General features: G+C 59.0%; 28 protein-coding genes. 18 read left to right on the top strand and 10 right to left on the bottom strand.

From position 1 onward, the window contains the following. Nucleotides 1–190: 190 nt before the first annotated feature. From RBT76_08280 to RBT76_08260, 5 genes are all read right to left on the bottom strand, one after another. Nucleotides 191–694, bottom strand: coding sequence for a DinB family protein (locus RBT76_08280; GenBank protein ID MDX9857770.1), 504 nt, complete (start codon nt 692–694; stop codon nt 191–193). Nucleotides 695–814: 120 nt separating this feature from the next. After that, nucleotides 815–1,765, bottom strand: a complete 951-nt coding sequence (locus tag RBT76_08275) for an aldo/keto reductase family protein (GenBank protein ID MDX9857769.1) — start codon at nt 1,763–1,765, stop codon at nt 815–817. 101 nt (nt 1,766–1,866) lie between these two features. Beyond that, entirely contained in the window at nt 1,867–2,514 is a 648-nt protein-coding gene (locus RBT76_08270; GenBank protein ID MDX9857768.1) for a hypothetical protein, read from the bottom strand. Between the two features lie 5 nt (nt 2,515–2,519). Beyond that, on the bottom strand, nt 2,520–3,038 hold the full coding sequence (locus RBT76_08265; protein ID MDX9857767.1) for a DUF5946 family protein: 519 nt from the start codon (nt 3,036–3,038) through the stop codon (nt 2,520–2,522). A gap of 56 nt (nt 3,039–3,094) precedes the next feature. After that, nucleotides 3,095–4,078 carry a tetratricopeptide repeat protein gene (locus RBT76_08260; GenBank protein MDX9857766.1) on the bottom strand — a complete coding sequence of 328 codons (984 nt, stop codon included), beginning with the start codon at nt 4,076–4,078 and terminating at the stop codon, nt 3,095–3,097. Between the two features lie 189 nt (nt 4,079–4,267). Here RBT76_08260 and RBT76_08255 point away from each other — a divergent pair, with 189 nt between their 5' ends. Both RBT76_08255 and RBT76_08250 read left to right on the top strand, forming a co-directional pair. After that, complete coding sequence (locus RBT76_08255) at nt 4,268–4,627, top strand: cupin domain-containing protein (protein ID MDX9857765.1); 360 nt, start codon at nt 4,268–4,270, stop codon at nt 4,625–4,627. A 200-nt stretch (nt 4,628–4,827) separates the two neighbouring features. After that, nucleotides 4,828–5,880 (top strand): 3-oxoacyl-[acyl-carrier-protein] synthase III C-terminal domain-containing protein, encoded by a 1,053-nt coding sequence (locus RBT76_08250; GenBank protein ID MDX9857764.1) that lies wholly within the window; start codon nt 4,828–4,830, stop codon nt 5,878–5,880. Here the strand turns inward: RBT76_08250 and RBT76_08245 are convergent. The 3 genes from RBT76_08245 to RBT76_08235 form a co-directional block, all read right to left on the bottom strand. Beyond that, on the bottom strand, nt 5,863–6,936 hold the full coding sequence (locus tag RBT76_08245; GenBank protein MDX9857763.1) for a PDZ domain-containing protein: 1,074 nt from the start codon (nt 6,934–6,936) through the stop codon (nt 5,863–5,865). The two genes, RBT76_08250 and RBT76_08245, sit on opposite strands and share 18 nt — an antisense overlap. Nucleotides 6,937–7,093: 157 nt before the next feature. Beyond that, complete coding sequence (locus tag RBT76_08240) at nt 7,094–8,032, bottom strand: hypothetical protein (GenBank protein MDX9857762.1); 939 nt, start codon at nt 8,030–8,032, stop codon at nt 7,094–7,096. A 116-nt stretch (nt 8,033–8,148) separates the two neighbouring features. Next, entirely contained in the window at nt 8,149–9,039 is an 891-nt protein-coding gene (locus RBT76_08235; GenBank protein ID MDX9857761.1) for a hypothetical protein, read from the bottom strand. Nucleotides 9,040–9,117: 78 nt separating this feature from the next. On the opposite strand from RBT76_08235, the gene RBT76_08230 reads away from it, so the two are divergent. From RBT76_08230 to RBT76_08215, 4 genes are all read left to right on the top strand, one after another. Next, nucleotides 9,118–9,489: a DUF4430 domain-containing protein gene (locus RBT76_08230; GenBank protein MDX9857760.1), complete on the top strand. Its 372-nt coding sequence runs from the start codon at nt 9,118–9,120 to the stop codon at nt 9,487–9,489. Between the two features lie 76 nt (nt 9,490–9,565). Continuing rightward, a complete protein-coding gene (gene kdsA / locus RBT76_08225) occupies nt 9,566–10,351 on the top strand; it encodes a 3-deoxy-8-phosphooctulonate synthase (GenBank protein ID MDX9857759.1) in 786 nt (261 codons plus the stop codon). Then, nucleotides 10,348–10,896, top strand: a complete 549-nt coding sequence (locus tag RBT76_08220; protein ID MDX9857758.1) for an HAD hydrolase family protein — start codon at nt 10,348–10,350, stop codon at nt 10,894–10,896. The genes kdsA and RBT76_08220 overlap by 4 nt, the downstream gene beginning before the upstream one ends. Beyond that, on the top strand, nt 10,893–11,855 hold the full coding sequence (locus RBT76_08215) for a KpsF/GutQ family sugar-phosphate isomerase (GenBank protein MDX9857757.1): 963 nt from the start codon (nt 10,893–10,895) through the stop codon (nt 11,853–11,855). Before RBT76_08220 ends, RBT76_08215 begins: the two co-directional genes overlap by 4 nt. Before the next feature lie 167 nt (nt 11,856–12,022). Here RBT76_08215 and RBT76_08210 read toward each other — a convergent pair whose 3' ends face one another. Both RBT76_08210 and RBT76_08205 read right to left on the bottom strand, forming a co-directional pair. After that, the gene (locus RBT76_08210; GenBank protein MDX9857756.1) at nt 12,023–13,513 is read right to left on the bottom strand and encodes an OmpA family protein; all 1,491 of its coding nucleotides are present in this window, start codon (nt 13,511–13,513) and stop codon (nt 12,023–12,025) included. A 209-nt stretch (nt 13,514–13,722) separates the two neighbouring features. Beyond that, the gene (locus RBT76_08205; GenBank protein ID MDX9857755.1) at nt 13,723–14,025 is read right to left on the bottom strand and encodes a TIGR04076 family protein; all 303 of its coding nucleotides are present in this window, start codon (nt 14,023–14,025) and stop codon (nt 13,723–13,725) included. A gap of 339 nt (nt 14,026–14,364) precedes the next feature. Here RBT76_08205 and lptC point away from each other — a divergent pair, with 339 nt between their 5' ends. The 12 genes from lptC (at nt 14,365) to RBT76_08145 (ending at nt 26,124) form a co-directional block, all read left to right on the top strand. Next, nucleotides 14,365–14,925: an LPS export ABC transporter periplasmic protein LptC gene (gene lptC, locus RBT76_08200; protein MDX9857754.1), complete on the top strand. Its 561-nt coding sequence runs from the start codon at nt 14,365–14,367 to the stop codon at nt 14,923–14,925. Between the two features lie 179 nt (nt 14,926–15,104). Further along, nucleotides 15,105–15,653, top strand: coding sequence for a hypothetical protein (locus RBT76_08195; GenBank protein ID MDX9857753.1), 549 nt, complete (start codon nt 15,105–15,107; stop codon nt 15,651–15,653). Between the two features lie 178 nt (nt 15,654–15,831). Further along, a complete protein-coding gene (locus RBT76_08190; GenBank protein ID MDX9857752.1) occupies nt 15,832–16,206 on the top strand; it encodes a helix-hairpin-helix domain-containing protein in 375 nt (124 codons plus the stop codon). Continuing rightward, entirely contained in the window at nt 16,203–17,021 is an 819-nt protein-coding gene (locus RBT76_08185) for a hypothetical protein (protein ID MDX9857751.1), read from the top strand. The genes RBT76_08190 and RBT76_08185 overlap by 4 nt, the downstream gene beginning before the upstream one ends. A 65-nt stretch (nt 17,022–17,086) precedes the next feature. After that, nucleotides 17,087–17,602: a pantetheine-phosphate adenylyltransferase gene (coaD, locus tag RBT76_08180; GenBank protein MDX9857750.1), complete on the top strand. Its 516-nt coding sequence runs from the start codon at nt 17,087–17,089 to the stop codon at nt 17,600–17,602. A gap of 101 nt (nt 17,603–17,703) precedes the next feature. After that, the gene (gene lysS, locus RBT76_08175) at nt 17,704–19,281 is read left to right on the top strand and encodes a lysine--tRNA ligase (protein ID MDX9857749.1); all 1,578 of its coding nucleotides are present in this window, start codon (nt 17,704–17,706) and stop codon (nt 19,279–19,281) included. A gap of 161 nt (nt 19,282–19,442) precedes the next feature. Then, on the top strand, nt 19,443–19,670 hold the full coding sequence (locus tag RBT76_08170; GenBank protein MDX9857748.1) for a hypothetical protein: 228 nt from the start codon (nt 19,443–19,445) through the stop codon (nt 19,668–19,670). A gap of 283 nt (nt 19,671–19,953) precedes the next feature. Further along, nucleotides 19,954–21,180 carry an ABC transporter permease gene (locus RBT76_08165; GenBank protein ID MDX9857747.1) on the top strand — a complete coding sequence of 409 codons (1,227 nt, stop codon included), beginning with the start codon at nt 19,954–19,956 and terminating at the stop codon, nt 21,178–21,180. A 91-nt stretch (nt 21,181–21,271) separates the two neighbouring features. After that, nucleotides 21,272–21,955, top strand: coding sequence for an ABC transporter ATP-binding protein (locus RBT76_08160; protein MDX9857746.1), 684 nt, complete (start codon nt 21,272–21,274; stop codon nt 21,953–21,955). 24 nt (nt 21,956–21,979) lie between these two features. Next, nucleotides 21,980–22,507: a UvrB/UvrC motif-containing protein gene (locus RBT76_08155; protein MDX9857745.1), complete on the top strand. Its 528-nt coding sequence runs from the start codon at nt 21,980–21,982 to the stop codon at nt 22,505–22,507. Nucleotides 22,508–22,545: 38 nt separating this feature from the next. Beyond that, nucleotides 22,546–23,589: a protein arginine kinase gene (locus RBT76_08150; protein ID MDX9857744.1), complete on the top strand. Its 1,044-nt coding sequence runs from the start codon at nt 22,546–22,548 to the stop codon at nt 23,587–23,589. Between the two features lie 72 nt (nt 23,590–23,661). Then, entirely contained in the window at nt 23,662–26,124 is a 2,463-nt protein-coding gene (locus RBT76_08145) for an ATP-dependent Clp protease ATP-binding subunit (GenBank protein ID MDX9857743.1), read from the top strand. Nucleotides 26,125–26,212: the final 88 nt, after the last annotated feature.

Genomic DNA, 26,212 nt, shown 5'->3' with positions numbered 1-26,212 from the left:
GGTTCGCTTCCACGGCATATCCTGGCTCCTCCTCAACCCAGGATACACCAAAAGTGTAACCAATGTCCTGACAGAACATGTTACCTATCTCATGATACCGTACATCGAAGACGGACCCGCCCTACGGCTCCTGCCGGCTACCAGTCTTGACGTGTGGTGCACGAGGACGTACACCACGCACGATGACAGCTTAGATCTCCGGCGGCGGGGCGCCGTAGGCGGCCCATTCCTCCTTCGATGGTCCGTAGGCGCCGGGAACGTTCAGCCCCGCCTGGCGCATCAGCACAGTCATCTGCCCGCGGTGATGCGTCTGGTGTATCTGCAGCACGAGCAGCGTTTCGCCTTTCGGCCACTGCTCGCCGTACATGTCGTCTTTGACCAGCAGCGTGTCATCGTTCCATTTCGCGCTGATCTGAGAGAGCACTTCGTCGGCCGCGGCCTGGAACTTCTCGGCGATCTCTTTGGCGCGTTTCGGTACGGGCGCGTCGTGTTTGACCGAGTTGAACGTCAGGCCGGTACGCCCGGCCATCTCGGGAATGGTGGTGACGATATGCCAGGCGATTCGGCCCAGCGTGCGGTGGCCGCCCGCCACCGACTGGTTCAGCGATTGGTCCGTCAGCGCGTCGAAAATCTTGCGCGTCTTCTCGGTCTCCATCGCCCAGAATTTCTTGAAGTCGGCAACACTGCGATACATGGTATGACTCCCCGAATCGTTATGGGTTCCTGATACGGGTAAAAGAAACCTCCCGGCAGGGCGGGAGGTCAATCACATTAATATGAATTCGTCCGGACAACGACCGTGCAACGTCCCCGGTCAATTCTCCGCGGGGTTATTGCCGAGGATCGACTCGATCTGGTCGAGTGTTTCCTGCTCGAGGATAACATCGCATGCCGCAACGTTTTCCTCGACCTGTTCGACCCTGGTCGCGCCGGTGATCGCGCTGCTGATGGCGGGTAGTCGAAGCACCCAGGCCAGCGCCAGTTGTGAAATCGTGATATCGTGTGACTCGGCGAGCGTGGTCAGGGCTTTCACTTTTTCGAGATTGCCCTCGGTCAGGTCGCTTTTCAACCAGTCGGTCTCGGCGCCGCGCGTGCCTTTCGGCAGCGCCTTGTTGTACTTGCCAGTGAGCAGTCCCTGTGCGAGCGGCGACCAGACGACCAGGCCCAGTCCGTGTTTCTGGCAGATGGGCAGGATCTCGGTTTCGATGTGGCGGTCGATCATATTGTAACGCGGCTGCTCCACCGCCGGGATATACCCGTTGATCTTCTCGGCCTCGGCGACCGCAACTCTGATGTGCGATGCATCCCACACCGAGGTGCCCCAGTACAGCACCTTGCCCTGCCGCACGACATGGTCCATCGCCCGAACGACTTCCTCGATTTCCGTCTCCGGGTCAAAGCGGTGGCAGAAATAGAGGTCGAGGTAGTCGGTGCCGATACGCGCCAGAGACTTGTCGATCGACTCGATAATGTGTTTGCGGGAGAGGCCGCGGTCGTTGACGTTCTCCGACATCGGCCAGAACACCTTGGACGAGATGACGAGATCGGAGCGGGTCATGTCTTTGATGGCGGCGCCGATCACCCGTTCGGCCTCGCCTCGGGCGTAGATGTCGGCGATGTCGATGAAGTTGATGCCGAGATCGACCGCGCGTCGGATTATGGCGGCGGTCTGGGCCTGGTCGACCGACTTACCGTAGGTCAACCAGCCGCCGATCGAGATTTCGGATACCTTGATGCTATACCTGCCGAGCTTACGGTATTTCATGATTCCTCATTCGTGGTCGGATGATGTGTGCTCACTGTCGGCAAGGTACGTCAATCGGTGACGATCCGCAACATCCGGTGCAAAGCCCAGAGAAGGCGTTCTCATTCAGCGATTGTATAGTCGATCAGCGTCCAGACGTCGTTTTGCTCACGGAAATCCGGCTCAATCCAGGAGCGACGGACATGTTTTTGGATGACGCCGTAGCCGGGGGCGACCCAGATCCGGTCGACAAGCGAGTAGTTCAGGAAAAACATGATTCGCTCGAGTTGATAGGTCTTGTAGAACTCTCCGGCCGGTACCGCGAGGAGGTTTTTCTGCCTGACCCAGACCGAATCGTACTCGAAACTCGCACTCCAGGCGTTGCCGACAGTCAGCGGGAAGACGTACCGTTCGGTGATCCAGCTGTTGTAGCCGTTGCCGCTGAGCCAGGTGGCCGTGTCGCCGCAGGTCACAAGGGTGTCATCGCGAAGCGTGTCGCCGGCCTTGTAGCGTGCGGTATGTTCCATGCATCCGTTTTGGAGCGGGCGCGATGAGGTGATCGTGATCGTAATGGTGTCCTGTGACGATCGCACGCTGTCATAGCGGGCGTAGATCCACTGCGTGCCGACAGCGGCAGGATAGGTCCCTTCGCCGATCACTTCGGGTTCGACGCTTTGGGTCGTGCAGGAGAGGGTGACGCCGACCACGAGGCAGACAGCGGAGACGACCGATACCCGCACGATTCGTATGAAGCCGTTGGGGGAGAACATATGCGCTATCCTCTGTTCAAGTCGAGCGACCGGCTTGCCCAGGAGCGCACGGTATCGTGATGTTCCGACCATGCGTCCCAGACCGAACGCGCCCAGCGAATCACGCGCCGTTCATGCTCGGTCAGATCCGGCGCACCGCATACATCGACAACGGTCAGCCAGTCCGGGGCAGTCGGCGGCTCTATCCATATGTAAGGTACGCCATTGCCGGTGAACTTCGCAAGGGCCCGCGTGGCTTCTTGATGGTCAAACGCGAGTTCGAGAACGAGGTGGAGACTGACTAGATGGACAGCGACCGACTGGATTGAACGGCGTGACGGCACTCCGGGGTGCTGGGCGGCGTAGGAGTCAACCGTGAGGCGGTGACAAGGCGGGTTGCGGAACTCACCGTACTCGCGTTCGAGTATCGATGTGTATATCGCCCAGCAGCCGGGCGGCGCGCCGATATAGGCGTGTGTGGGGCCCTCAGTATTCGGAACAAGCGCGCCGCAGCCGAAGCACGCGATGTGCGTTTCAGGTGACACGACAGTCGTTCTTGGCGCAGTCCGGCAGGTGACAAGCGTATCGGGCGGGGGCGCCGCTATTTCTCGAGCGCCGCGATTCGGTCGTTGAGTTTGTTCCAGACATCGGGCACCTGCTCGTCCCACTTCTCGATTTTGTATTCATCGCGGGCGCGTTTGAGCAGTCTCACCCCGCCCGCTTTGTCCCCGGTGGCGATCATGACTTCGCCGAGATCTTCGCACGCCTGTCCGATCGCGCTGTGGTCGCCGAGCCGCTCGGCCCACGCCAGAACCGGGCGGAGCCACGTGGCAGCCTCATCGTAGCGGCCCATGTGCCGGAGGGTCATCCCGACGTGGTAGTCGGCGAACAACTTGCCGATCTCGCCGGAGTGGCGCCAGTGGTACTCGCGGGCTTTCTGGAAACAGGTCAGCGCCGAGTCATAGGATTTCATGTCGAAGTAGGTGATGGCGAGGTTATTCCAGAGCGGTCCGAGCCAGGATTCTTCGCCGGACTTCTCGGCCGCTTCGATTCCCCGGTAGCTCCAGGTGATCTGGTCTTTCGAGTCGGGGGAGACGATCGCGATCATGTGGGCGGCATCAACCGCCCGTCCCCACAGGGCGTTGGTATTGCAGTATGAATACATATCGTCGAACGTCTTTCGGGCGGTGACCAGATCGTCGTCCTTCCATTCAAAGCGGCCCTTGACGCCCAGATACCGCGACCAGCCCATCGGGTCGGCGTCGTCGGCCCGTTCTGCGGCCTTCTGCAGCCACGTCCGGCCTTCGTCCTTATTGTTCAGGATCAGGTTCATGCGCGCCACCTGCGCGAGCGCTTCGACTTCGACCGACCGGTTGAATTCTTTACGGGCCTGCTCGACCACTGAGCTGTAGGCGGTGAGGGCGTTTTCGTAGTCGCGCGACTGGAAGACGGAATCGGCCTGTTCGAGCAACTGGCTTGCGGACGCTTCAACGTAGGTCATAGCGGGTTTCCTGTCGACGACATCAACGGCGTATATCATGACCGGCACGCTCGCCAGCAGGATCGCACGTGTGATCGCTTTCATCGTCTAGCTCCGGGTTCGGATTGATTTGGGCAAATATAGGGAAGCGCGTGGTTGTTGGCAAGGCCGACAAAACAAGCGTCGGCGCTGCCGATTCACCTCCACCGCTGACCTGACGGGGCTCCCTGTGTTGACGGGTTGCCTGTCCCAACGCCGGCTAGTATATTGGGCGTACTACGAATGGAGGAAGCAATGGGTGTTTTTGCATATACCGACATCGTCAAGAAGCCGCTCCAGATGGACGGTGTCGACAAAGCCACGGGCACCGAGGTTATCGGACCAAAAGAAGGCTGGGGCAATCATGTGCTCCGCTTGTTCCAGATCGAGCCGGGTGGGCATACGCCGCGACACCAGCACGAGTGGGAACATATCAACTACGTGGTGAGCGGCCGCGGCCGGCTTCGGATCGGCACTGCCGTTCACGAGGTGGGGCCGAAAGATTTCGCCGTCGTGCCCCCCAACGCCGAACACCAGTTCGATAATCCGTACGACGAGCCGTTTGAATTCATTTGTATCGTACCGACCAGCGCTTACGCGGACAAGAGCTACTAGACGCTGTAGCCTTCAGCAAATCGCAGTAGACGGGCGTGGTGCCGGATGTCGGTACCTGTCCATGGGCGCCGGTTGACCGGTGACCATATCACGGGCCTGCGGACGACAGCACCGGCATAGCTCGGTCCGGCGATGAATCTTCGCTTCGGCCAACCGCGCGGTCTCAACGGGAATGACCGACAAGCACGGATCAGTGTACCATGCCCACAATCGACGCAATTACGACAGCCGTACCGACTCATGAAATCGACCAGGCAACGGCACGCAGATTTGCGCGAACGCTTTTCGCCGGGCATTTCGATGATCTCGATCTTCGGCTGTCACTGTTTGACAATACCGGTATAGAACGGCGCTATTTCACCATGCCGTTGGAGTGGTTTGCGGTCGAGCATTCGCTTGAGGAGAAAAACGCCGCGTACATCGAATCAGCCACTCGACTGGGCGCCGACGCATGCGTGCGGTTGTTTGAACTCGCCGGGATAAGTCCGGCACAGATCGACTACATCGTCTACATCAACACGACCGGCCTGGCGACGCCGTCGATCGACGCCCGCCTGATCAACACACTGAATCTCCGCACGGACGTCCGCCGGACGCCGATCTGGGGGCTGGGGTGCGCCGGCGGCGCGGCGGCGCTGTCCCACGCGCACCACTATGCGATCGGCCACCCGGAACACCGGGTGCTGATTGTCGCCGTCGAATTGTGCGGCCTGACATTCATGCATGATGACTTCTCCCGCAGCAATCTGGTCGCGACCGCGCTTTTCGGTGAAGGCGCTGCGGCCGTGCTGGTGAGCGGGGATTACGTCCACGGCGGCGGGCCGCACATTCTGGCCACACAGTCCAATTTCTATCCCGACTCCCTTGATGTCATGGGCTGGAATATTCAGTCGCGTGGCCTTCAGGTGGTGTTCGACCGGCGCATCCCCGATCTGGTAGCGGAGAACTCGGCTACGGAACTCGATGTCTTTTTGAAGCAAAACGGTTTGGCCCGCGATGATATCCGCTGTTTCCTCTACCACCCGGGCGGGAAGAAGGTGCTCGACGCATACCGCACTGCGTACGGCACAGCCGAAGAGGCCTTTCGTTTCTCTCGGGAGACCCTTCGCGACTTCGGCAATATGTCGTCAGTCACGGTCCTGTTCGTGCTGGAACGATACCTGCGGGAGCGGGCGGTCTCGGAGGTCGGCCATTGTGTGGTGTCGGCGCTTGGTCCGGGCTTCTGTTCGGAGTCGCTACTCATTCGGGGCTGAGCTGTCGCCTGACGCATCCGGCGATTGCGGGTAATCGTACCGGGGCGAATCGACCTCATTCCAGAAGTACTCGTCAGTCAGCGGTGCAGCCTGCCGGGGCCGAAGGATTACGGTCATCGGCTGTCCGTCGCGCTGAATGCTGAGGGTGGCGCCGATACCATTGAGCCCGCGGATGATGCGTTCGATAAGCTGTTTCTGGCTGGTCACCCGGGCGCCGTCAACTTGACGAATGATGTCCCCTTCATGCAGCCCTGAAGCGAAGGCAAGACGCTCCGGGTCGAGTTTATCAACCACCAGCCGGTTGCGTTCGTCGATACCGACGGAGAATCCGAGCCGCCCTTTCAGCGGCAGCCCTTCGACGCGCTGGCGAGCCGCGCCATCGCCCGCTCGTGCCGGGCGCTGAGGACGCACGGCCGTCACCAGCCGAGAGCCATAAGGTTCACGGGCAATCCACGTGGCCAGCGGACGGTCCGGTGTCAGGATCCATTCTTTGAGCAAATATTCCTCGAATATCTCGCGCCCGGGATGACGGTGCTTCCAGTACGCCGACTGGTACGCATCGAATGTGGAGTCCAAACCCATCACCTGCTCCGCGGTCACCAGTGCCAGCAGCATGGCCAGATTGTCGCGGCGGTACGGACCGGGCTGCATCAGGGGGTGACTGGCGATCGACAGGTCGGCAATGTTCTCGGGGCGGTCGACCTGGGCGAGCATGCGCCTCGCGAGCTGATAAATGAGTCCGAACTGCAGGCGGGCGCCCGACGGCGGGGCCTCGGTCAGCCCCCCCGTGCGCGTGCCCCCAAGCGGAATCACCAGCGGATCCCCCTCGCCGGAGGTCGGGTAAAAGCGAAGGAGATACAAATCGAATTCCCTCTCAACCCACGAGATGCCGGCGTTCTGCGACAGCAATCGCAAAATGAGCCCCCCGCTGGTCTCCCAGAACGCCACCAGGGAGCTGTCGTTGTCGCGGACCCAACGAAGGTCGGCCTCGGCCGAGTGGGTACGATAGTAATCTTGATACAGCCCGGTCTGCAGTGCGACGGCGTTATCGATCACCGATACACGGGGAATCCCCGCATGGGTTGTCGATGGCGCAGGGTAAGGATTCTGTGCCGCAGCGCCGCTGCACAATACTGAGATTGCAACAAACAGTATACGACCGGTAGCACAAGAGCGCAGTGAAGTCATTTTCATAGCTACTTATACCATCGCATCAGCCGGCCGTCCCGGGGATAATCGGCGGTGTCTGCGCGGCGATCTGCCTGCCGGCAGCCGGCTCGACCAGCTCAAAGTAAAAAAGTGTGTACAACGCGCTGTGGAACGTGCCGAAGAATCCGCCCAACAGCAGAGATATGGGCAGGCCGAATACAATCCCGAGAATGATGAACTCTGTGATATGCTCCATGGGGTCCGGCACGAATATGATGACGATCAGGGCGACAACGGCAAACAGCACTGCGAGGGCGATAATCACGGCCAGCGAAATACCGAGATTGATCAGATAAATCAGCATCGATTTGCCGAAATTGCGTTTGAACAACAGCCAGCCTTCGGAAAGCGCGTCGGATATCGGTGCATTGCGCACGACGATAACGCGCTGCGCCAGCGAAAACGGCGTCATAATGATCAGATAGACAAACAGCAAAAGGGGAATCAGGATTAACAGGCCGAGCAAAAAGATCGCAATGGCCGGTCCGGCGCCGCTGTCGCCGAGCGATACACCCGCAAGAATAGCCACGAAGATGAAGATCAGGGTCAGGATCACCATAGAGACGAAAACAGTAAGGAAATACAGCACCCCCAGCCCGAGGATGCGGAAGAAGTAGTCAACGCCGGCGGAAAACGAGGCGCCGAACCGATAAACGCCGCCTCGCTCGATCCGATTGACACCGTCGATAAGCGCCGGAGCGGAAATGCAGTACGCTGCCAGAAAGAGGATAAACAGCACGAATCCCACCAGGAGCAGCGCAGCGATGATCTCCGGAGAGATGTGAAATGGAAGCTCGGCGCTTTCGGGGTCAAACGAGAAGCTGTTGGTCGGCAGATCGACATTAAAGTTGGTGAATCCGCCCACAAACAGCCCAAACACCCAGAGCGATTTGTACTTCCAGGCAATCTGAAAGGCTCTGTTGACGATATATCCGTAGTCCATAACTCCCCTTCGTTACCCGTGTTACTACGTTCGCGGTCAATATATTCAGGGCAGGTGAACGCGATCAACTAAATGTTTAGCCGTATTTCGCCGCCGTGCAAGGTTCGACGAGTGGATCAGTCCTTGTGTTTGTCCCGGGCGCCAGTGGTCGCCCAGATATCATCGCGCGACGGCTCCTCGACGGAGAGATAGAAAAACGTGTAGAGCCCTTCGGCGCACACGCCAAAGAACCCGCCCACGATAATGGAAAACGGCAAACCGAATAGTACGGCATACAGAGTCGGCAGCGACTCACCGGCTTCGGCGCTGAAGAGCGATGCCACCAGCTGCACGAGGTGAAAGCAGAAGCGCAGGGCGACAAAGGCCGCCGCCACGAATCCGACCGAAATCAAAAAAACGCCAAATGTGCGTCTGGTGTGCCTTCGCACAAACCGCCACGATGTCTGCAGCGAATCGAGCAGTCGGGCGCGGCGAATCGTTATGTCCCTGATCGAGAGATTGACAAGCGATGCGTAGAGAAAGATCAGGAGAAGTCCCGCCGGAACGATGACGATCAACGACACCACCCCTAAGATCGTCGAGATCGCAAACAACAACCCGGCGAGCGCAGCGAGTACCGTTGCCGGCAGCATCAAAAGCACGACACCGGTCAAACTCAGTCCGAGAATCGGGAAAAACACGTCAACCCCGATCAGCAGGCTCTCTCCAAACCGATATGATCCGGTGCGGTTGAGGCTGCTGATTGCCGACACGAGGGCGGGTACGGCGATCGTATAACACAGGAAGAACAGGGCCAGCAGATAGACAACGGACCAGACCGATGGAAAAGGGAGACTGGTGGTCAACGGTCCAACCGTGCCTGCTATCGGTTCCCCTGAGGGGGCCTTCAGATTGAAGTTCATGCCGTAGCCGGCGAATATCCCCAGCAGCCAGAGACCGCGGTAATGCCACGCCGTCTGGATGGAGCGGTCCAACAGGTGCCCGAGACGCTGTGCCGATTGTGCCATGACTACACCCCGAGAAGAACTCCGTTGACGCGGAACGCCCGATCCGGCTAATTGTAGCACGAACGGGAGAATGTTGATATGATGGCAAATTGTATCCAGCGGCGCCAGTACTTCTTTGGCGCCTTGATGCTTCTGCTGATGCTGATGGCCGCCGGGTGCGGAGACAAAGCCGAGCGGTCGGATTCGTCGGAACAGGGCGACCTGGCCAGAATCGAACTGGTCGGACGTGACTCGACAACCGTATTGGCCCTCTTGATGGAAAGCCACCAGGTGCAGTATAAACAGAGCAGTCTCGGAACATTTGTGACCGCAATCGACACGCTCGAGGTCACCCGCGAAACGTACTGGATCTACTCGGTCAACGACTCGAATCCCAGTGTCGGCGCCGACCGGTACGTTACATCTGACAGCGACCGCGTGGTCTGGCACTACCGCGTGTCGGGGTGGTAACGGGCAGAGGTCGAGAACTTTATCGCTGGCGTTCGGACCCTGCGAGCCTATATTCAGAGCCGATATGACGGACACAATGACACAGATCGCAGCCGGAAGATTTTTTCTGATCGCCGGGCCGTGCGCCGCCGAGTCCGGCGAGCTCTGCCTGCAGATCGCCGAGCAGGTCGGCCAGACGGCGTCGCGGCATAACCTGCCGTACGTGTTTAAGGCGTCGTTCAAAAAGGCCAACCGACTTTCGAAAGGCTCATACGCGGGGCCGGGCCTCGACGAGGGACTGGCGATACTGCGACGCGTCAAGGAACGAACCGGCCTCCCGATACTTACCGACATCCACGAAACGGGTGAGATCGACGCGGCCGCCGAGGTAGCGGATATTCTCCAGATACCGGCATTTTTGTGTCGTCAGACCGATCTTGTCGTCGGCGCAGCGCGGACCGGCCGCTGGGTAAACATCAAGAAGGGGCAGTTTCTCGCGCCCGACGACATGGCCAAAATCGCCGCCAAGGCCGAATCCAAAAAAATCATGCTGACCGAACGCGGGGTCAGTTTCGGCTACCACACGCTGGTAGTCGATTTTCGCTCTCTATTAATAATGCGCGAGACCGGATACCCGGTCATTTACGACGTCACGCACTCCCTGCAGTTGCCCGGCGGCGCCGGGGCGACTTCGTCCGGCCAGCCACAGTATGTCATTCCGATGGCAAAGGCCGCCGTGGCGGTCGGTATCGACGGGCTCTTTGTCGAGACGCATCCGGATCCGTCGAAGGCCCGATCGGACGCCGGCGCGATGCTTCCGCTGGCAAAGATGGAACAGCTTATCGAAGAAGTGCTGCGTGTGCGGGAGGCGGCGCACCGATGACGGACCGTGTTGTAGAAAGGCTCGATCGGGAGCAGTTTATCGAGCGGCTGAAGCGCGTGCGTTTGCTGGCGCTGGATGTCGACGGCGTGCTGACCGACGACAGTCTCTATTTCGGCCCCGATGGGTTCGAGATGAAGCGGTTTAATATCGGCGACGGGTTTTTGATCGTGCTCGCCATGCGGGCCGGTCTGGAAATCGCCATCGTATCCGGCCGGTATTCTCCGGCCACCGACACACGCATGAAAGACCTCGGCGTGGCCAATGTCCTGCAGGGACAAAAGGACAAGGTGTCCATGCTGACGCCGCTGCTCGAACGGCTGCACATCGGATTCGACGAGGTCGCGTTTGTCGGCAACGATCTGCTCGATCTGAAGCTGGCACGAGCGGTGGGACTGCCGATCGCGGTGGCCGATGCAGTCGACGAAATGCAGGCGGCATCGATGTGGGTCACGCAGAAGAAGGGCGGGTTCGGCGCCGTGCGCGAAATACTCACCATGTATTTCGAGGCGATCGGCAAAGACCCGAAGGAGTTTATCAGAGGATGAACGCCCGCAAGCACGCGCTCGACGTTTTCCGGCTCGAGTCCGAGGCGATCGCCGGGCTGGCCGAGCGGCTTAATGAGTCGTTCGATAAGGCGGTCGAGGCGATTCTCAATTGCACCGGCCGGGTAATCGTCTCCGGAATGGGCAAATCGGGGCTGGTCGGCAAGAAGATCGTGGCGACGTTCAACTCTACTGGGATATCCTCTTTTTTCCTGCATCCCGCCGAGGCCATGCACGGCGATATCGGTTTGATGCGTCCCGAAGACATCCTGCTTTTGATTTCGAAGTCCGGACAGATGGACGAAGCCGACGTGTTGATCGCGACCGCGCGCCGGTTGAACGTGCGGATTATCGCGCTGTGCGGTACGGTCGACTCACCGTTGTTCCAGCGCGCGGACTTCCCGATCGATTGCTCGGTCGCGTCCGAAGCCTGCCCCAATAATCTCGTTCCGACATCGTCTTCGACCGCCGCGCTGGTCATGGGAGACGCGCTCGCAATCGCCCTTTTGCAGGAGCGGAAGTTCTCCGCGGACGATTTCGCCGCCCTGCACCCCGGAGGCTTTCTGGGTCGACGGCTGCTGAAACGCGTGTCGGAATTCCATCATACGGGCGAGCAACTGCCCCTGGTCGACCCTGATGCCTCGATGTCCGACCTGCTTCTGGCTATGACCGGCAAGCGGCTCGGATGCGTGCTCGTGCGCAACGATGACGGTACGATCGGGGGAATTTTCACCGATGGCGACCTGCGCCGCTGCGTGGAACGCAAGACCGACATGTACACGCTGCGGATGTCCGACGTGATGATCAAAAATCCCAAGTCGATCTCACAGGACGCGATTCTCGACGCCGCCCTCGCGATGATGGAACGCTATTCCATTACGCAGTTGCCGACGGTCGATGAACAGAGGCGGCTGGTCGGCATCATCCATCTGCACGATATCCTCCGCTCCAAACTGGTATAGAGTCGGCAGCCACTCCGACAGCCCCGTAAAAACATCATCCCGTACGAGTACGGAGTTGCCGACTCTCGACCTCGCGTGACGATGACCGCTACAGCCGGGAAATAGTCTCCAAAAAAAGAGAGGCGGCCCGTGGCCGCCTCTTCTTCCGATTGGGTATGAGCTAACGACTATTTGGCCTGTTCGATCTCAACGCGGCGGTTTTTCGCCCGTCCTTCGGCCGTGTCGTTGTCGGCGACGAAATATTCGGGATTTTCTCCGAAGCCTTTCGACGTCAACTGGTCCGCCGGGACGCCCTTTGAAATGAGATAGTCGCGTACGCCGTTGGCACGGTTTTCAGACAACGTCTGGTTGTGCTGTTCCGAACCCTGGCTGTCCGTATAACCGCGAATCTCGATCTTCGTGTCGGGATAGGCGAATATCCGCAGCGCGATGCTGTCGAGCTTGCTCTTGGACACGTCATCCGGTTCAAACGAATTGCTGGCATACGTGATATTCAGCGTGATTTTCTCGGTGATACGCTGCACCAGCGGACAGCCGGTGGCATCGATCTCGACCCCCCGGGGCGTGCCGGGACACTTGTCAAGATGGTCCGGCACACCGTCACCGTCGCTGTCGAGCGGGCAGCCCTGCGGATCCACCTTCACGCCGGCCGGCGTTTCCGGGCACTGGTCGGCATAGTCGCCAACACCGTCACCGTCCGCATCGGGAGGACAACCGTCGGGATTCACCGCCACTCCGCTCGGCGTGTCCGGACACTTGTCCAGATAATCGGCGACTCCGTCGCCGTCAGAGTCGAGCGGGCACCCCATGTCATCGACCTTCACGCCTGACGGCGTATCCGGGCACCGGTCGAGATAGTCGGGCACACCGTCACCGTCGCTGTCGAGCGGACAGCCCCGTTCGTCAACTTCAACTTTCCTCGGCGTATCGGGACAGGCGTCCAGCGCATCCTCAACCCCGTCACGATCGGTGTCTACCTTGCCGCCGAAGAAATACGACAGGCCGGCGGTGACTTCGAGGTAACCTTTGAACGGCCGGTCGCTGTACTCTTCCCATGTCGACGGCCCATAGAATCCATCCGGGAAGTCCTCGGAGAGATTGGCGATATCGGTGGTGAGTTTCGCCTGGAAATCCATCCCCACTTTGTCGCTCAGCGGGACAAACAAGCCGGTGCCGATCTTGACGTTGAAGTCCGTGCTGCCGTAAGAATCTTCGCTCTCGCGGTCTTCAACGGACCACATGTCGATTCCGATTCCGCCCAGCAGGTATGGCTGGAACCGCCACTCCGGCGCGTAAAACCACTGTGCATCAAGTCCGAACGCCATGCCGGTCAGTTTGGCCAAGGCGTTTTCGGAACTGTACCACTCATCTCCCGCATTGTCAGTTGTCGTCGTGTCGTCATAGGTGACCAGGTAGTTGAACGTCAGGCCGACATTGACCTTCTGTGAGAGTCCCCGTCGCGCTTCGAGACCGAAATCCCACCCGGCGAGAAAGGGCTGATGGGAACCGTTGTACAGGGTGAAATCATCACCGTCGAAAAGCGGCATGAAGACTCCGGCGCGCACGCCGAGCGCGGTTGTGCCTTTTCGTTCGAATGCCGTTACCGATGTTGCCACCAGGACTACCAGCAGCGCCACCGCGAGTTTCTTCCAGACCATGTGTAACCTCCATTCATCGACCGACAGTTTTCGAGCGGCGTGACGACCGCCGTCACCATCGTACACCTCGTCATGAAGCAATGAGATAAATGCCGACCAAAAAGTCAACGATGGAATCGTATCGCCTCACTGGACTGATCACCGCGAAGAAATGCATGCCGGACGGCACTACCTCGCGCCGTCAATCGAGCGGCCCCATGTCGCACCGCTCAGGCATTGAAAACGTCGCTTTCATCGTTGTCTCTGCCAGTTGATACGCGCTCGAGACGAAACGTGTTGACCACGGCCGGATCCGGGCAGCAAAATGTGCCGCTGTCGGCATTTTTTTCCCATGGAAATGAGCCGCCGAACCGCAGCGTTGTGATGTATGGCAGAATTGAATTAAACGCACCAAGACACATACCCGCCGGCGTATACCGTGAAACAACCCACTGGTCGCCGACTTTGTGACCGGCAGGGCACTTCTTGATTTGCGATATCAGGGTGATTTTGATGTCGTATCGTTTGGTCATACAGCCTCTTTTCAGCATGAGCGGCGCCGCTCCTTTGAAAGCACTACAGTCGCGTAAGCCAATGATACGGAATATCGTCCCCGCTTTCCAGCTTTGATCGCACAGAAGCCGGTCACACGTGCGTGATATCGAATTGGCTGTCAGGTGAGCCGTTGGTTACGGCAGGCAGTCGTCATATGTGAGCGGCAGCAAATCGGGGCCGAGATTCCCGACACCGTAATGCACGGAATTCTCAGTTTGCGGAACATTTGCCCGCTCTCCTGGTTGCCTAACGAAAGAATTTGGAGGTGGCGCTAAATGAGGTATCTTGGCGGTCCGACAATCCGTATAAGAAGAGCCATGAGACAACTTTTTCTGACAACTATCGTCACAGTGTCACTCCTGTTCGCTGTCGGCTGCTCATTCGACAGGGATCAGTCCGCCGCGCAATCGTCGGGTTCGGATACCCTTCGCCCGGACTCCGATATGCTCGGTGCGACTATCTTCATGTATGATCGTCAATATGTGACAGCTGAAATCAGAGCCGAGCGCATACGCAAGTTCGAGTCGGTCGATTCCACGATGGGGTACGTACTCGATATCAACATGTTCGATACCACCGGCAAGCTTGTATCATCGCTCGTCTCCGACTCGGGGCTGATTCGCGAGTCCACCGAGGATCTTCACGCGTACGGACATGTGGTGGTGATCACCGAAGACTCAAGCAAGCTGGAAACCGATTCACTGTATTTTGATCCGGCCACCAATCTCATTCACACCGACGAATTCGTCAAAATCACGCGCGGCGCCGATACCCTGACTGGCTGGGGACTCGAAGCCGACCGGCAACTTCGCGGCCTCAAAATCCTTCGCGGCGTATCCGGCTCGCTGGACCAGAAGCCGGAAGAGTCAGAGCTGTAAGTCGCGACGAATCAAGACGATACAAATTCTTCTCCTTGTCCGTATTTTTCCTGTTGCATTCTATCCGGTTAGTCGTATTCATATGCTTTCAGTGTCACTGAAAATCCAACCATATTCCCCCAATAAGTCCACCACAGGGAAACTCTTTCTCGACGTGCGACTCTGAGCAAGGAGATGGTATGCAAAACCCGTTTCGAGAGATGACCTGTTACGTGCTCGCCGGCGGCGAGCGCGGCCGCGAAGAGCATTTCGTCAAGGACGGTCCGCTCACACGTCTGGAGAAAAGCTACCGCCGTTATGCCGCCGTGTTCGAGCGGGTCGCGCTGGTCCTTAAACCCGAGCAGGCGCGCGAAAAGTACCTCAATTTCCCCCACGTGTGTGATGCGGACAGCGAGATCGCCCCGGCGTACGGTGTCAAGGCGGCCCTCGACAGCGCCGAAACCACGGCGGTGTTTATCGGGTCGCTGGAGATAAGAGACTTCCCGCTCCAGCTCGTGGTGGAATTGGTGCGCAACTACAACGGCGAGCCGTTCCTCGGATACTACGACCCAAAGGCCGATCCGGGCAAGGCGCAGCCGCTGTTCGGAATCTATTCGACCGAACTCGCGCCGAAAATCAAGGCCATGCTCGAGCAGGGCAGACGGGATCTTCGTGAGCTCATGCAGGGGGCCGGCAGGCTGCTTCCGCTTCCGGACGATGTTCCTGCGGCAAGTATCGGCTTGAACTAATCGCCGTCCGACCGACAAATGACTATGGAAACGGGTAGACCACCCCGCGCGGGGGTGGTTTTTTTCTGCCGTTCGGCGGACGTTCCCAGACAAAGACCACACGCTTTTGACTTCGTCCCCGTTGCCTGTCGGGCGGCGCCTTCCTATATTGACTCCGTTAATAATGGAGTGAGTCGGCGTGGGTATAAACCGCTTCTTTGATTTCTCTGATACACAATTGAAAGTATTGGCCGGGCTGAGCGTTGTGTTGCTGCTCGTATCGGGATACCATTTTGTCCGGGCGAATACCTCCCCGGCAGAAACCGGACCTGAGCTGCCTGTCCTGCTCGGTTCCGCTCCTGACTACACCGGTCTGTTTGTGCTGGACCCGAACACCGCGCCGGCCGACTCGCTCGAACTTCTGCCGGGTATCGGGGCAATACTCGCCGACCGGATCGTCGCCTACCGCCAGCATAACCGGTTCGAGCAGGAGATCGACATCACCAACGTCAAAGGGATCGGTCCCCGCCTGTACGAACGTCTGAAACCCTACCTGAAAGTGCAACGACCGTGAATGGACAGCGGCTCGGGATAGATCCGTACGGGGAGTATGTCGTTGCCGTTCGAGTCGACCATGACGGCGGGCGCACGGTCGTGCGTTCGGCCGAGCGGCTTGAGTCGGCGGACTCGGCCGAGGTCGGAACGGCGCGATGCGTGTGTGCGGTGCCCGATCGCGACGTCATCGTCAAGTCGCTTCACGTCCGATCGGACCAGCCGTTGTCACAGGAGGATCGAGCCCGGTTTGAGATGGCCGCGTCGCTGCTGGATCCGGAATCGGAGTTTACGATTGACCTGATTCCTACCGCGCGGGAGCATCGTGTCGTCGGACTCGCGTACCGCCAGCGGGACAGGGCGACGCCTCCGGGAGGCTCTCCGGTTGACGGTCGTATGCGGGCAGCAGCTCTCGGGATGGGCTACCTCGCCTTCGGACGAATCGAGCCGGGCGACCTGCTCTGCCTTGCCGATATCGGTATCGATACCGTCTCGATTTGCCTGCTGTATCAGAAGAGAATCATCAATCTGGCCCACCTGTCGCTGAACGGATTCGATCCGGCAACCGAACGGGGATGCCGCCAGGTGGCCGTGGAGCTTCGCACGGTCGTCAACTTCAAGCTGGCCGAGCTCGCGGAGTGGGGAATCACGGTGCCGTTGGCGAAACTGATTTTGTCGGGTCGCTGCCGCGATACCGCGCTGCCGGAATTCACTCGATTGTTTCCCTCGGGGGTTGCCCGTCCAAGTCTCAATGAAGCCTATTTTGACGAACGGGCGAGGCGTTCCGGAATCGAGCCGGAACGCTGCATGGTGGCTCTCGGCCTGACGGTCAAATAGCTTCTTGCCACGGCAGCCGAATCAGTCTACATTGCGGCATCCGTTGCCGGACAGAAGGATAGGATATGTCAGCCGATTCGCGTAAGTTGGCGCTTTACCCGGGCACGTTTGACCCGGTCACCAATGGTCACCTCTCGCTCGTGGAGCGGGCGGTGGGGATTTTCGATGAAGTTGTGGTAGCGGTCGCCCGCCGGACGTCATCGAAAAGCACGATGTTCACCTGCGATGAGCGCGTAGCGATGATGCAGACCGCAATCGCCGGTCTTCCGCATCACACGGAGGTCCGCGTTATTTCGTTTGAAGGACTGACGGCCAATCTTGCCGTTGAACTTGGCGCGGTGGCAATCATTCGCGGCATGCGGGCGGTATCTGATTTTGAGTATGAGTTCCAGATGGCGCTGATGAACCGTCGCATGGCGCACGATGTCGAGACCGTGTTTTTGATGCCCGCGTTGTCCTGGGTATACCTTTCGTCCTCGATGATCAAAGATGTCGCCCGACACGACGGCGACATTGCCGGGCTGGTCCCGGACAGCATTGTCGATACCATAATCGCCAAAGTCAAAGCCGAGACGCGCTGACCGGGCCGCACGGATCGCCCCGCGTATCAGCCGTTGCTCAAACGCCGTTCGGGCCGTATACTACGCCCTTCACGGCAGACCACGAATTCAGGAAGCAATTCATGAGTGATGAACGAGACAACCGACCCGTTTCCGATGAGGCGCAGGAGAGCCTGCAGATCCCGCTGACGGAGTTGATCCGGACCCGCTACCAGAAGGTCCGGGAACTGCGCGCCAAAGATATCAACCCGTACCCGTACAAGTACGAATGGTCGCATTACATCCGCGACGTGCTTCGCGAATTTGACGCTCTCATGACGGCCCAGGTGCGCGTGAGGGTTGCCGGCCGGATCATGCTCAAGCGGAAAATGGGGAAGGTGATTTTCGCCGACGTCCGCGACGTATCCGAGCGCATCCAGATTTACGTCCGCAAGGACGATCTCGGCGAAGAGAGCTTCGCCGTGTTCAACTCGCTCGATATGGGCGATATCATCGGTTGTGAGGGCTACGTGTTCGTCACCAAGACGGGCGAGCGGACGATTCATGTGGAGTCGTACGAGCTGCTGTCAAAGGCCCTTCATCCGCTGCCGGACAAGCACGCCGGGCTGACCGATGTCGAAACGCGATACCGCCGCCGCTATGCCGATCTCATCGTGAATCCCGAAGTGCGCGAGGTGTTCCGGATGCGGTCGCGCGTTATCCAGACCGTCCGTGACTTCATAAACGGCGAGGGCTTTTTGGAAGTTGAAACGCCGATCCTGCAGCCGCTCTACGGCGGCGCCTCGGCGCGCCCGTTCATTACGCATCACCACCGGCTGGACATCCCGATGTACCTTCGGATCGCCGACGAGTTGTATCTCAAGCGACTGATTGTCGGCGGGTTCGACAAAGTCTGGGAATTCTGCAAGGACTTCCGCAACGAGGGCCTCGACCGCTTTCACAACCCGGAGTTCTCGATGATCGAGTTGTATTGGGCCTATGCGGACTACCGGGATATCGCCAAGCTTTTCGAGCGGCTTGTGCGCCACACGGTGAAAGAAACGTGCGGATCGTACACTGTCACCTATGGCGAACACGAGATTGACTTCGGCCGGCCGTTCCGCTGGGTAACGATGGTTGATTCGATCAAAGAGGCCACCGGCGTGGACTTCACGAATTTTACGTATGAGGAGGCGGTGGCGGCGGCGAAAGCGCTCCAGGTCGACACAACCGATCTGCACAATCGCGGCAAGGTAATCGAAGGCGTGTGGGAAGCCAAAGTGGAGCCGACCCTGATTCAGCCGACTTTCATTGCCGACCACCCGGTCGAAATCTCACCGCTGGCCAAAAAGCACAAAACCGATCCGCGTTTTGTCGAACGGTTTGAGTTGTTTGTAGCCGGGGGAGAGCTGGGCAATGCATTCTCCGAGCTCAACGACCCGGTCGATCAGTTGCAGCGGTTTCTCGAGCAGGGCAAAGCGATCGACGCCGGCGATGAGGAAGCGCAGCCGCTCGATGACGACTTCATTACCGCGCTGGCCTACGGCATGCCGCCGACCGGCGGGCTGGGGTTCGGGATCGACCGCCTCGTAATGCTTCTGACCAATCAACATTCGATCCGCGACGTGCTGTTTTTCCCGCAGATGAAGGACACGAAAGAAGGCACGGTGCCGGTATCGAGAATCCTGATGCAGTTGGTGGAAGAAGAGGGCGCCGACTGATCGGTGCTCGAGTCTGCCCAACGCCGGAACAGCCGGCGTCAATCAGAGTTCGCTTCCAGCGTCCCCGTGCGGCCGCCACGTGGACCAATCGGTACACGCTCGCAAACACGACCATCCCCGTCTCGTCTTTACAATCCCCTGCAGGATGTAAACTTCTGTGTGTGATGGTTGGTTGGCACGCGCTGGTCGGTGCACCCAGCGCCATGGCCGGCGATGGAAAAGGCTCCGGATGGGCACACGCGTTTGACTGGTTCCGTGACGCCGACGGTGATAGCATCCCGAACGGACTCGACCCCGACTGGGTGCGGCCGTACGACGGCGACGGGTACCAGAAAGAACGTCAATTGATTCCGGGTCGGCGAGCAGTCTGCGACCGACGGCGGCGGTGACGAATACCGTTACCGGTATCGCTACGAAATCCAGACCTGCATCAATCCGGAAAGCGTTGGCGATCGGACTCACACGCGCCTCCGGACTCAGAACTGTGGTGAATAAGCGAGCCGTCCGGATTTCCGGATGAATCGTTTCCCCGACGGGCCGGTATCCGGCCCGTCGTTTTTCATTCCGGCCGATTCCGGTACGCGGCCGTCAAAAACGGTTGCACCACCCCCGGCGTGTGGTATAATACTTTCGTGTATAAAGGATTAGGCATCGACAACAACAGGGACGCCCGTGCGCTTTGAGACCTTCATCGCCCGCCGATACTTCAGCTCCGGTCGCTTCTTCGTCTCCGTTTCCACCTGGATCACGATTCTCGGCGTCATGCTCGGTGTCGCGGTCGTGTGTTTCGTGATGTCTTTGCACAACGGGTTTGAATCCGAAATCCGCTCCCGCCTGCTCGGTACGACGGCGCACATCTCGATATTCCCGTCAGGCGAGAAACTCATCTACGACTACGATGAGCTGGTCGACCGACTGAACGCAATGGACGGTGTCGTGGCCGCCTCGCCCTTCATTTACTACAAGGGCGGGATATCGTCGCCGGCCTCGACCGACGGAATCGTGATCCGCGGCATCGACCTTCAGGCCGAGGCCGGGACATCAAATGTCAAACGAGATCTTGTGGTCGGCGATTACACCTTTGAGCCGGCCGTGGTACTCGACGACACCCTGCCGGGCATACTGCTGGGCAGGGGGCTTGCCGACCGCCTTCAGACGTTTGTCGGCCAACCGGTCGTGCTGTACGCCATGAGCGGCGACGACATCCGGGCGGGGAGCCGTCCACGAATCGCCAAGCACTATGTCTCGGGGATCTTCGAAACCGGAATGTACGAATTCGACGCGCAACTGGCGTATATCTCGCTGGTCGATGCCCAGCGGCTCTTCTCGATGGACAGCGGCGTCACCGCCGTCCATCTGAAGCTGACCGATATTTACATGGCGCAGGACGTGGCGCCGCTGATCGACCAGCTGCTGGATTATCGCTACGAAGTCGTCCCGTGGAACGTCCTCCACAAGAACATCTTTTCATGGATTGAATTCGAGAAGATCATCCTGTTTATCGGCTTCATCCTGATCGTGCTGGTCGCCGGCTTTTCGATCATTTCGACCCTGGTCATGACAACCATGGAAAAGCGCGCTGAGATCGGAATCCTGAAAACGATTGGAAGTACTCCGCGTGAGATCGGTACGATATTTGTGTTGAAGGGGCTCCTGATTGGAATCGGCGGAGTGGCCGGCGGCTGGACGCTGGCCGGTCTGGCGGCCTGGCTGCAAAACACCTACAAAGTGATTTCGCTGCCGCCGGACATATACTTTATCAGCTATGTGCCCATCGATGTACACCCGACCGATTTTTTGTTCGCCGGTCTCGTGACCATGGTGATCTGCTTTCTGGCGTCGGTATATCCGGCCCTGCAGGCCTCGCGCACGTCGGTGATCGACGTCCTCCGGCAGTAACCGGGGCGAAAAGAGGGACGATGACTAAATATTTGCCGAAAACTGGCGAAAAAGGTAAGTGTAAGCCGGTGGGAGAGGTGTACCTACGGCCATGAACCAGCAACCGATTATCCTCTCTGCCAAAGGCGTTTTCAAAGAGTTCAAAACGGCCGAGAAAACGCTGCCGGTGCTCAAGGGAGTCGATCTGGAACTGACGACAGGCGAAGTGGCGGCGGTGACCGGCGCTTCCGGTGTGGGCAAGTCGACTTTGCTTCACATCCTGGGAGGGCTCGACCGGCCCACCCGCGGAGAGATAACGATATTAGATACCGCGATCCACACGCAGTCGGAGAAAGCGTTGGCCCGGTTTCGCAACCGCACCATCGGCTTCGTCTTCCAGTTTCACTACCTGTTGGACGACTTTAGCGCATTGGAAAACGTGATGATTCCCCTGATTCTGGCCGATACGCCGCCGAACGACGCCCGCCGACGGGCGGAACTGCTGCTCGGGCAGGTCGGTTTACAGGACAGGACAAGCCACCGGCCGAAACAACTTTCGGGCGGCGAGCAGCAACGGGTGGCGGTCGCACGCGCCCTGGCCAATGCGCCGAATATTGTCCTCGCCGACGAACCATCGGGCAATCTCGATACCGCAACCGGGCGCGCGCTGCATGAACTGCTGTTGGAGTTGAACTCCCGGCAGGGCATCACGTTTTTGATCGCCACGCATAACGAAGAACTGGCTGCCGGCTGTCACCGGCGATTCACGATGGTGGACGGACGCGTACACGAGTAGTCACAGGGAAGGTGGTGAAGTAGCATGCTGTGCCAGGAGTGCCAGAAACGGGAAGCCGAGGTCAATTTTACCCGCATAGAAAATAACAAAAAGATATCATTGTCGCTGTGCAGGCAGTGTGCGGCGAAACACGGGTTTCACTCGCCGCTCGACAACATGCCGTTTCCGCTGGCGGAGATCCTCGCCAACTGGTCGCACGGGTACGCGGCAGCGCGCAGCGCTCCGACCGGCGAGCAACTGGTCTGCCGGACGTGCGGCCTGACGTTCGAGGAATTCGCCCGCCAGGGACGGTTCGGCTGCGGCGACTGCTACGATTCGTTCCGACCGCGCCTGGAAGGCATCATGCGCAAGATTCACGGCAACTCGATCCACCGCGGCCGCAATCCCCGCATGTCGGCGGAAAGCCCCCGCCAACAGCTCGTTCCTATCAAGGAGGAACAGCGGGTCGAGGCGGAACTTCGCAAGGCGATCGAGGACGAAGATTTCGAACGCGCCGCTGAGTTGCGCGATAAGCTCAAGAGTCTCCGCGAGGGATTTCCAGTTGACAACTAGGCAGGACGGGGTGAAAGTTGCAGACAATGTTTGAGGCGATGGCAAAACTTCCGGCGGCCTGGCTCTCCGGTCAGGGTGATGACTCGATGGTGGTGTTGTCGACCCGCGTGCGGCTGGCCCGCAATGTCGCGGGCGCGCTGTTTCCGCCGCAGGCCGACGACGAAACCAAACAACGCATTATCAGTTACTTCGACTCGGCGCGCTCGCGCTCGCCGTTGCTCGGCGACGGGGAGTACCACACGGCAGCCGAAATCAACGACCTCGACCGGCAGTTTCTGATCGAGCGGCATCTCATCTCGCCGGTCTTTCTCGATGGCGACCCGGCCAAGTCGGTCTTTATCGGCAACGATCAGCGGGTATCGATCATGGTCAACGAGGAAGACCATCTTCGCATCCAGGCGCTGTCGGCCGGACTGAACCCGCAGGAGTCGTTTCAGATGGCGCTGCGGTACGAAAACGAATTGAACGGAATGCTCGAGTTCAACTACGACAACGACTTCGGATACCTCACCGCATGTCCGACCAACGCCGGTACCGGCATGCGGGCCTCGGTCCTGATTCACCTGCCGGGGCTGGTTCTGACCCGCGAAATCGATCGGATCATCAACCGCCTGACCACCTCGGGCCTGGTCGTCCGCGGCTTCTACGGCGAGGGCTCGGACGTGCTGGGCAACCTCTTCCAGATTTCCAACCAGTACACGCTGGGGATTACGGAAGAGGAGATCATCAATCAAATCAGCCGGGCAACTGCCGATATAACCGAAGAAGAGGCAGCGGCGCGCCAGCGACTGGTTGACGAAGCCGGCGATATGATTGAAGATAAGATCTGGCGTGCATACGGTATCCTCAAGCACGCCCGGGTGCTGACGTCCGACGAGGTCATGAACCTGCTGTCGGCGATCCGTCTGGGGCGTGCGATGAAGATACTGGACGGGATCGATGTTGCTTTGATCAACGAGATCCTCCTGTTGTCGCAGCCGGCGCATCTCCAGAAGTTCTTTGGACAGGAGATGGACAACAATAAACGGGACTTCGTGCGAGCCCAGATGGTTCGGGACAAACTACGGAACATCAACGCCTAGCCGGGCGTTTAACCTGTGCAGACGCTGTGATGTGCGAATGTGGAGACAGACACAGAGGAAGGATGATCAGTAATGAATGAGATGTTTACCGAGTCTGCCCGCAAGGCGATTGAGTATGCGCGCGATGAGGCCTCCCGCTTGAGGCACGACTACATCGGTACCGAGCATCTCTTGTTGGGGCTGATCCGTCTGGGCGAAGGACGCGCCGTCGATATCATGGGCAATCTCGGCCTGGATATGGACGATCTCCGCGGCGCCATCGAAGAAGTCGTGCAGCCGTCCGGCGGCACCATGACAATGGGGCAGCTTCCGCTGACCGCCCGCGCCAAAAAGACGCTGGAGGTATCGGGGCAGGAAGCCCGGGCGCTCAAGTCCAAAGATATCGACACCGAGCACATCCTGCTGGCGCTTCTCAAGGACGAAGAGGGCGTCGCCGCCCAGGTCCTGTCGACCTATGAGATCGACTACAAAGAAGCCTACGAAGAACTGAAAAATATCAATAACGGCAAACCGTCGTCGTTCAAGAAAAAACGCAAAAAATCCAAGACCCCGGCGCTCGATCACTTCGGTCGCGACCTGACCGAGCTGGCCCGCCGCGGCAAGCTCGATCCGATTATCGGACGCGAGTACGAAATCGAACGCGTCTGTCAGGTACTCTCCCGCCGCAAGAAGAACAACCCGGTGCTGATCGGCGAGCCCGGAGTGGGCAAAACCGCGATTGCCGAGGGTCTCGCCCAGCGCATTGTCGAAGGCAACGTGCCGCAAACGCTCGAAAACAAGCGGGTGGTCACACTCGACATGGCCTCACTGGTGGCCGGTACGAAATACCGCGGCCAGTTCGAAGAGCGGCTCAAAGCGGTCATGACCGAGATCACGAATTCCACCGATGTGATTATCTTCATCGACGAGCTTCACACGATCGTGGGCGCCGGCGGCGCCGAGGGCTCGCTGGATGCATCGAATATTTTCAAGCCGGCTCTCTCGCGCGGCGAACTTCGCTGTATCGGGGCCACCACCCTCAACGAGTATCGCAAGTACATCGAGAAGGACGGCGCGTTGGAACGCCGTTTCCAGACGGTCATGGTGGAACCGCCGAGCGAAGAAGCCACGATTTCCATCCTCAAGGGGCTGCGTCCCAAGTACGAGGAGCATCATCAGCTGACGATTTCCGACGAGGCCATCGACGCGGCGGTGCGGCTGTCGAATCGGTATATCTCCGGAAAGTTCCAGCCCGACAAGGCGATCGACCTGATCGACGAGGCCGGGTCGCGCGCGCACCTGTCGACATTCACCCGCCCCGAGGAGTTCACCGAGATCGAAGCCCGGGTCCAGGAACTGCAGCAAAACAAGGAACAGGCGGTCAAAAACCAGGCCTTTGAAACGGCTGCGCAGTTGCGCGACGAGATCAAGGCCGAAAAGGAAAAACTGGCCGACCTGCAGAAAGTCTGGGAAGCGGCGCGCGAAAAGGAAAAGATCACGCTGACGGCCGACGATGTCGCTACCGTGCTGGCGAAAATCACCGGCATTCCTCTGTTCCGGCTCGAGGAAGCCGAGTCACAGCGGCTGCTTCGCATGGAAGACGAACTTCGCAAACAGATTGTGGGCCAGGATGAGGCGATCGGGACAATCGCCAAGGCGATCCGTCGCGCGCGTGCCGGGCTCGGCGACCCCCGCCGGCCGATCGGCAGCTTCATCTTCCTCGGCCCGACCGGTGTCGGCAAAACCGAGCTGGCGCGGTGTCTCGCCGAATTTTTGTTCGACGACGTCGACTCGCTGATTCGGATCGACATGTCGGAGTACATGGAGAAATTCGCGGTGTCGCGGCTGATCGGCGCGCCCCCCGGCTATGTCGGCTACGAGGAAGGCGGGCAGTTGACCGAAAAAGTGCGGCGCAAACCGTACTCCGTCGTCCTCCTCGACGAAATCGAGAAGGCGCATCCCGACGTGTTCAATATCCTGCTGCAGTTGATGGATGACGGTCAGTTGACCGACTCTTTCGGCCGCAAGGTGGATTTCAAAAACACCGTCGTGATCATGACATCGAACATCGGCACCAAGCGTCTGCGCGATGATCGCACGGTCGGGTTCGACGCCGATGATTCCGTGCTGACCTTCGACACCATGAGCAAGAAGGTCCGCGAGGAACTGAAGAAAACCTTCAACCCCGAACTGCTGAACCGAATCGACGAAGTGATCGTGTTCCACTCGCTGGAAAAGGATCACATCAAGCAGATCATCGAAATCCTCGTGGTCGATGTCGCCAAGCAGCTCGCCGAGAAGGGTATCAGCTTCAAGCTGACCGCCGAGGCCAAGGAATTCCTGGTGGAAAAGGGATTTGATCCGGCCTACGGCGCCCGGCCGCTGAAACGGGCGGTGCAGAAATATCTCGAAGATCCGCTGGCCGAGGAAATCCTGCGCGGGCAATATGCCGGCGATCTGGACCTGATTATCGGGGCCAGTACGGAACGGCTGACCTTTACGTTTAATCAGGCCGAGCCCAAAACGAGCAAGAAGGGCACGCCTGCGACGAGCTAGTCGAAAATTCGATTGACTGATAGAACCGCAAGCGGCCGGAATCATTTGATTCCGGCCGCTCTGTTTGATCGCCGCAACTCGTTGCGTA

It is taken from the genome of Candidatus Zixiibacteriota bacterium (genome assembly GCA_034003725.1).
Taxonomy (GTDB): Bacteria; Zixibacteria; MSB-5A5; order GN15; family FEB-12; genus WJMS01.
The sequence above is the reverse complement of the archived record's forward strand: the minus strand, read 5'-3'. Positions and strand labels throughout refer to the sequence as shown.

Bases quoted from the DNA above. Each gene is read 5' to 3' on its own strand.
- RBT76_08280 (MDX9857770.1), bottom strand. From the start codon at position 694: ATGTATCGCAGTGTTGCCGACTTCAAGAAATTCTGGGCGATGGAGACC.
- RBT76_08275 (MDX9857769.1), bottom strand. From the start codon at position 1,765: ATGAAATACCGTAAGCTCGGCAGGTATAGCATCAAGGTATCCGAAATC.
- RBT76_08270 (MDX9857768.1), bottom strand. From the start codon at position 2,514: ATGTTCTCCCCCAACGGCTTCATACGAATCGTGCGGGTATCGGTCGTC.
- RBT76_08260 (MDX9857766.1), bottom strand. From the start codon at position 4,078: ATGAAAGCGATCACACGTGCGATCCTGCTGGCGAGCGTGCCGGTCATG.
- RBT76_08255 (MDX9857765.1), top strand. From the start codon at position 4,268: ATGGGTGTTTTTGCATATACCGACATCGTCAAGAAGCCGCTCCAGATG.
- RBT76_08250 (MDX9857764.1), top strand. From the start codon at position 4,828: ATGCCCACAATCGACGCAATTACGACAGCCGTACCGACTCATGAAATC.
- RBT76_08240 (MDX9857762.1), bottom strand. From the start codon at position 8,032: ATGGACTACGGATATATCGTCAACAGAGCCTTTCAGATTGCCTGGAAG.
- RBT76_08235 (MDX9857761.1), bottom strand. From the start codon at position 9,039: ATGGCACAATCGGCACAGCGTCTCGGGCACCTGTTGGACCGCTCCATC.
- RBT76_08230 (MDX9857760.1), top strand. From the start codon at position 9,118: ATGATGGCAAATTGTATCCAGCGGCGCCAGTACTTCTTTGGCGCCTTG.
- kdsA (MDX9857759.1), top strand. From the start codon at position 9,566: ATGACACAGATCGCAGCCGGAAGATTTTTTCTGATCGCCGGGCCGTGC.
- RBT76_08220 (MDX9857758.1), top strand. From the start codon at position 10,348: ATGACGGACCGTGTTGTAGAAAGGCTCGATCGGGAGCAGTTTATCGAG.
- RBT76_08215 (MDX9857757.1), top strand. From the start codon at position 10,893: ATGAACGCCCGCAAGCACGCGCTCGACGTTTTCCGGCTCGAGTCCGAG.
- RBT76_08210 (MDX9857756.1), bottom strand. From the start codon at position 13,513: ATGGTCTGGAAGAAACTCGCGGTGGCGCTGCTGGTAGTCCTGGTGGCA.
- RBT76_08205 (MDX9857755.1), bottom strand. From the start codon at position 14,025: ATGACCAAACGATACGACATCAAAATCACCCTGATATCGCAAATCAAG.
- lptC (MDX9857754.1), top strand. From the start codon at position 14,365: ATGAGACAACTTTTTCTGACAACTATCGTCACAGTGTCACTCCTGTTC.
- RBT76_08195 (MDX9857753.1), top strand. From the start codon at position 15,105: ATGCAAAACCCGTTTCGAGAGATGACCTGTTACGTGCTCGCCGGCGGC.
- coaD (MDX9857750.1), top strand. From the start codon at position 17,087: ATGTCAGCCGATTCGCGTAAGTTGGCGCTTTACCCGGGCACGTTTGAC.
- lysS (MDX9857749.1), top strand. From the start codon at position 17,704: ATGAGTGATGAACGAGACAACCGACCCGTTTCCGATGAGGCGCAGGAG.
- RBT76_08160 (MDX9857746.1), top strand. From the start codon at position 21,272: ATGAACCAGCAACCGATTATCCTCTCTGCCAAAGGCGTTTTCAAAGAG.
- RBT76_08155 (MDX9857745.1), top strand. From the start codon at position 21,980: ATGCTGTGCCAGGAGTGCCAGAAACGGGAAGCCGAGGTCAATTTTACC.
- RBT76_08150 (MDX9857744.1), top strand. From the start codon at position 22,546: ATGGCAAAACTTCCGGCGGCCTGGCTCTCCGGTCAGGGTGATGACTCG.
- RBT76_08145 (MDX9857743.1), top strand. From the start codon at position 23,662: ATGAATGAGATGTTTACCGAGTCTGCCCGCAAGGCGATTGAGTATGCG.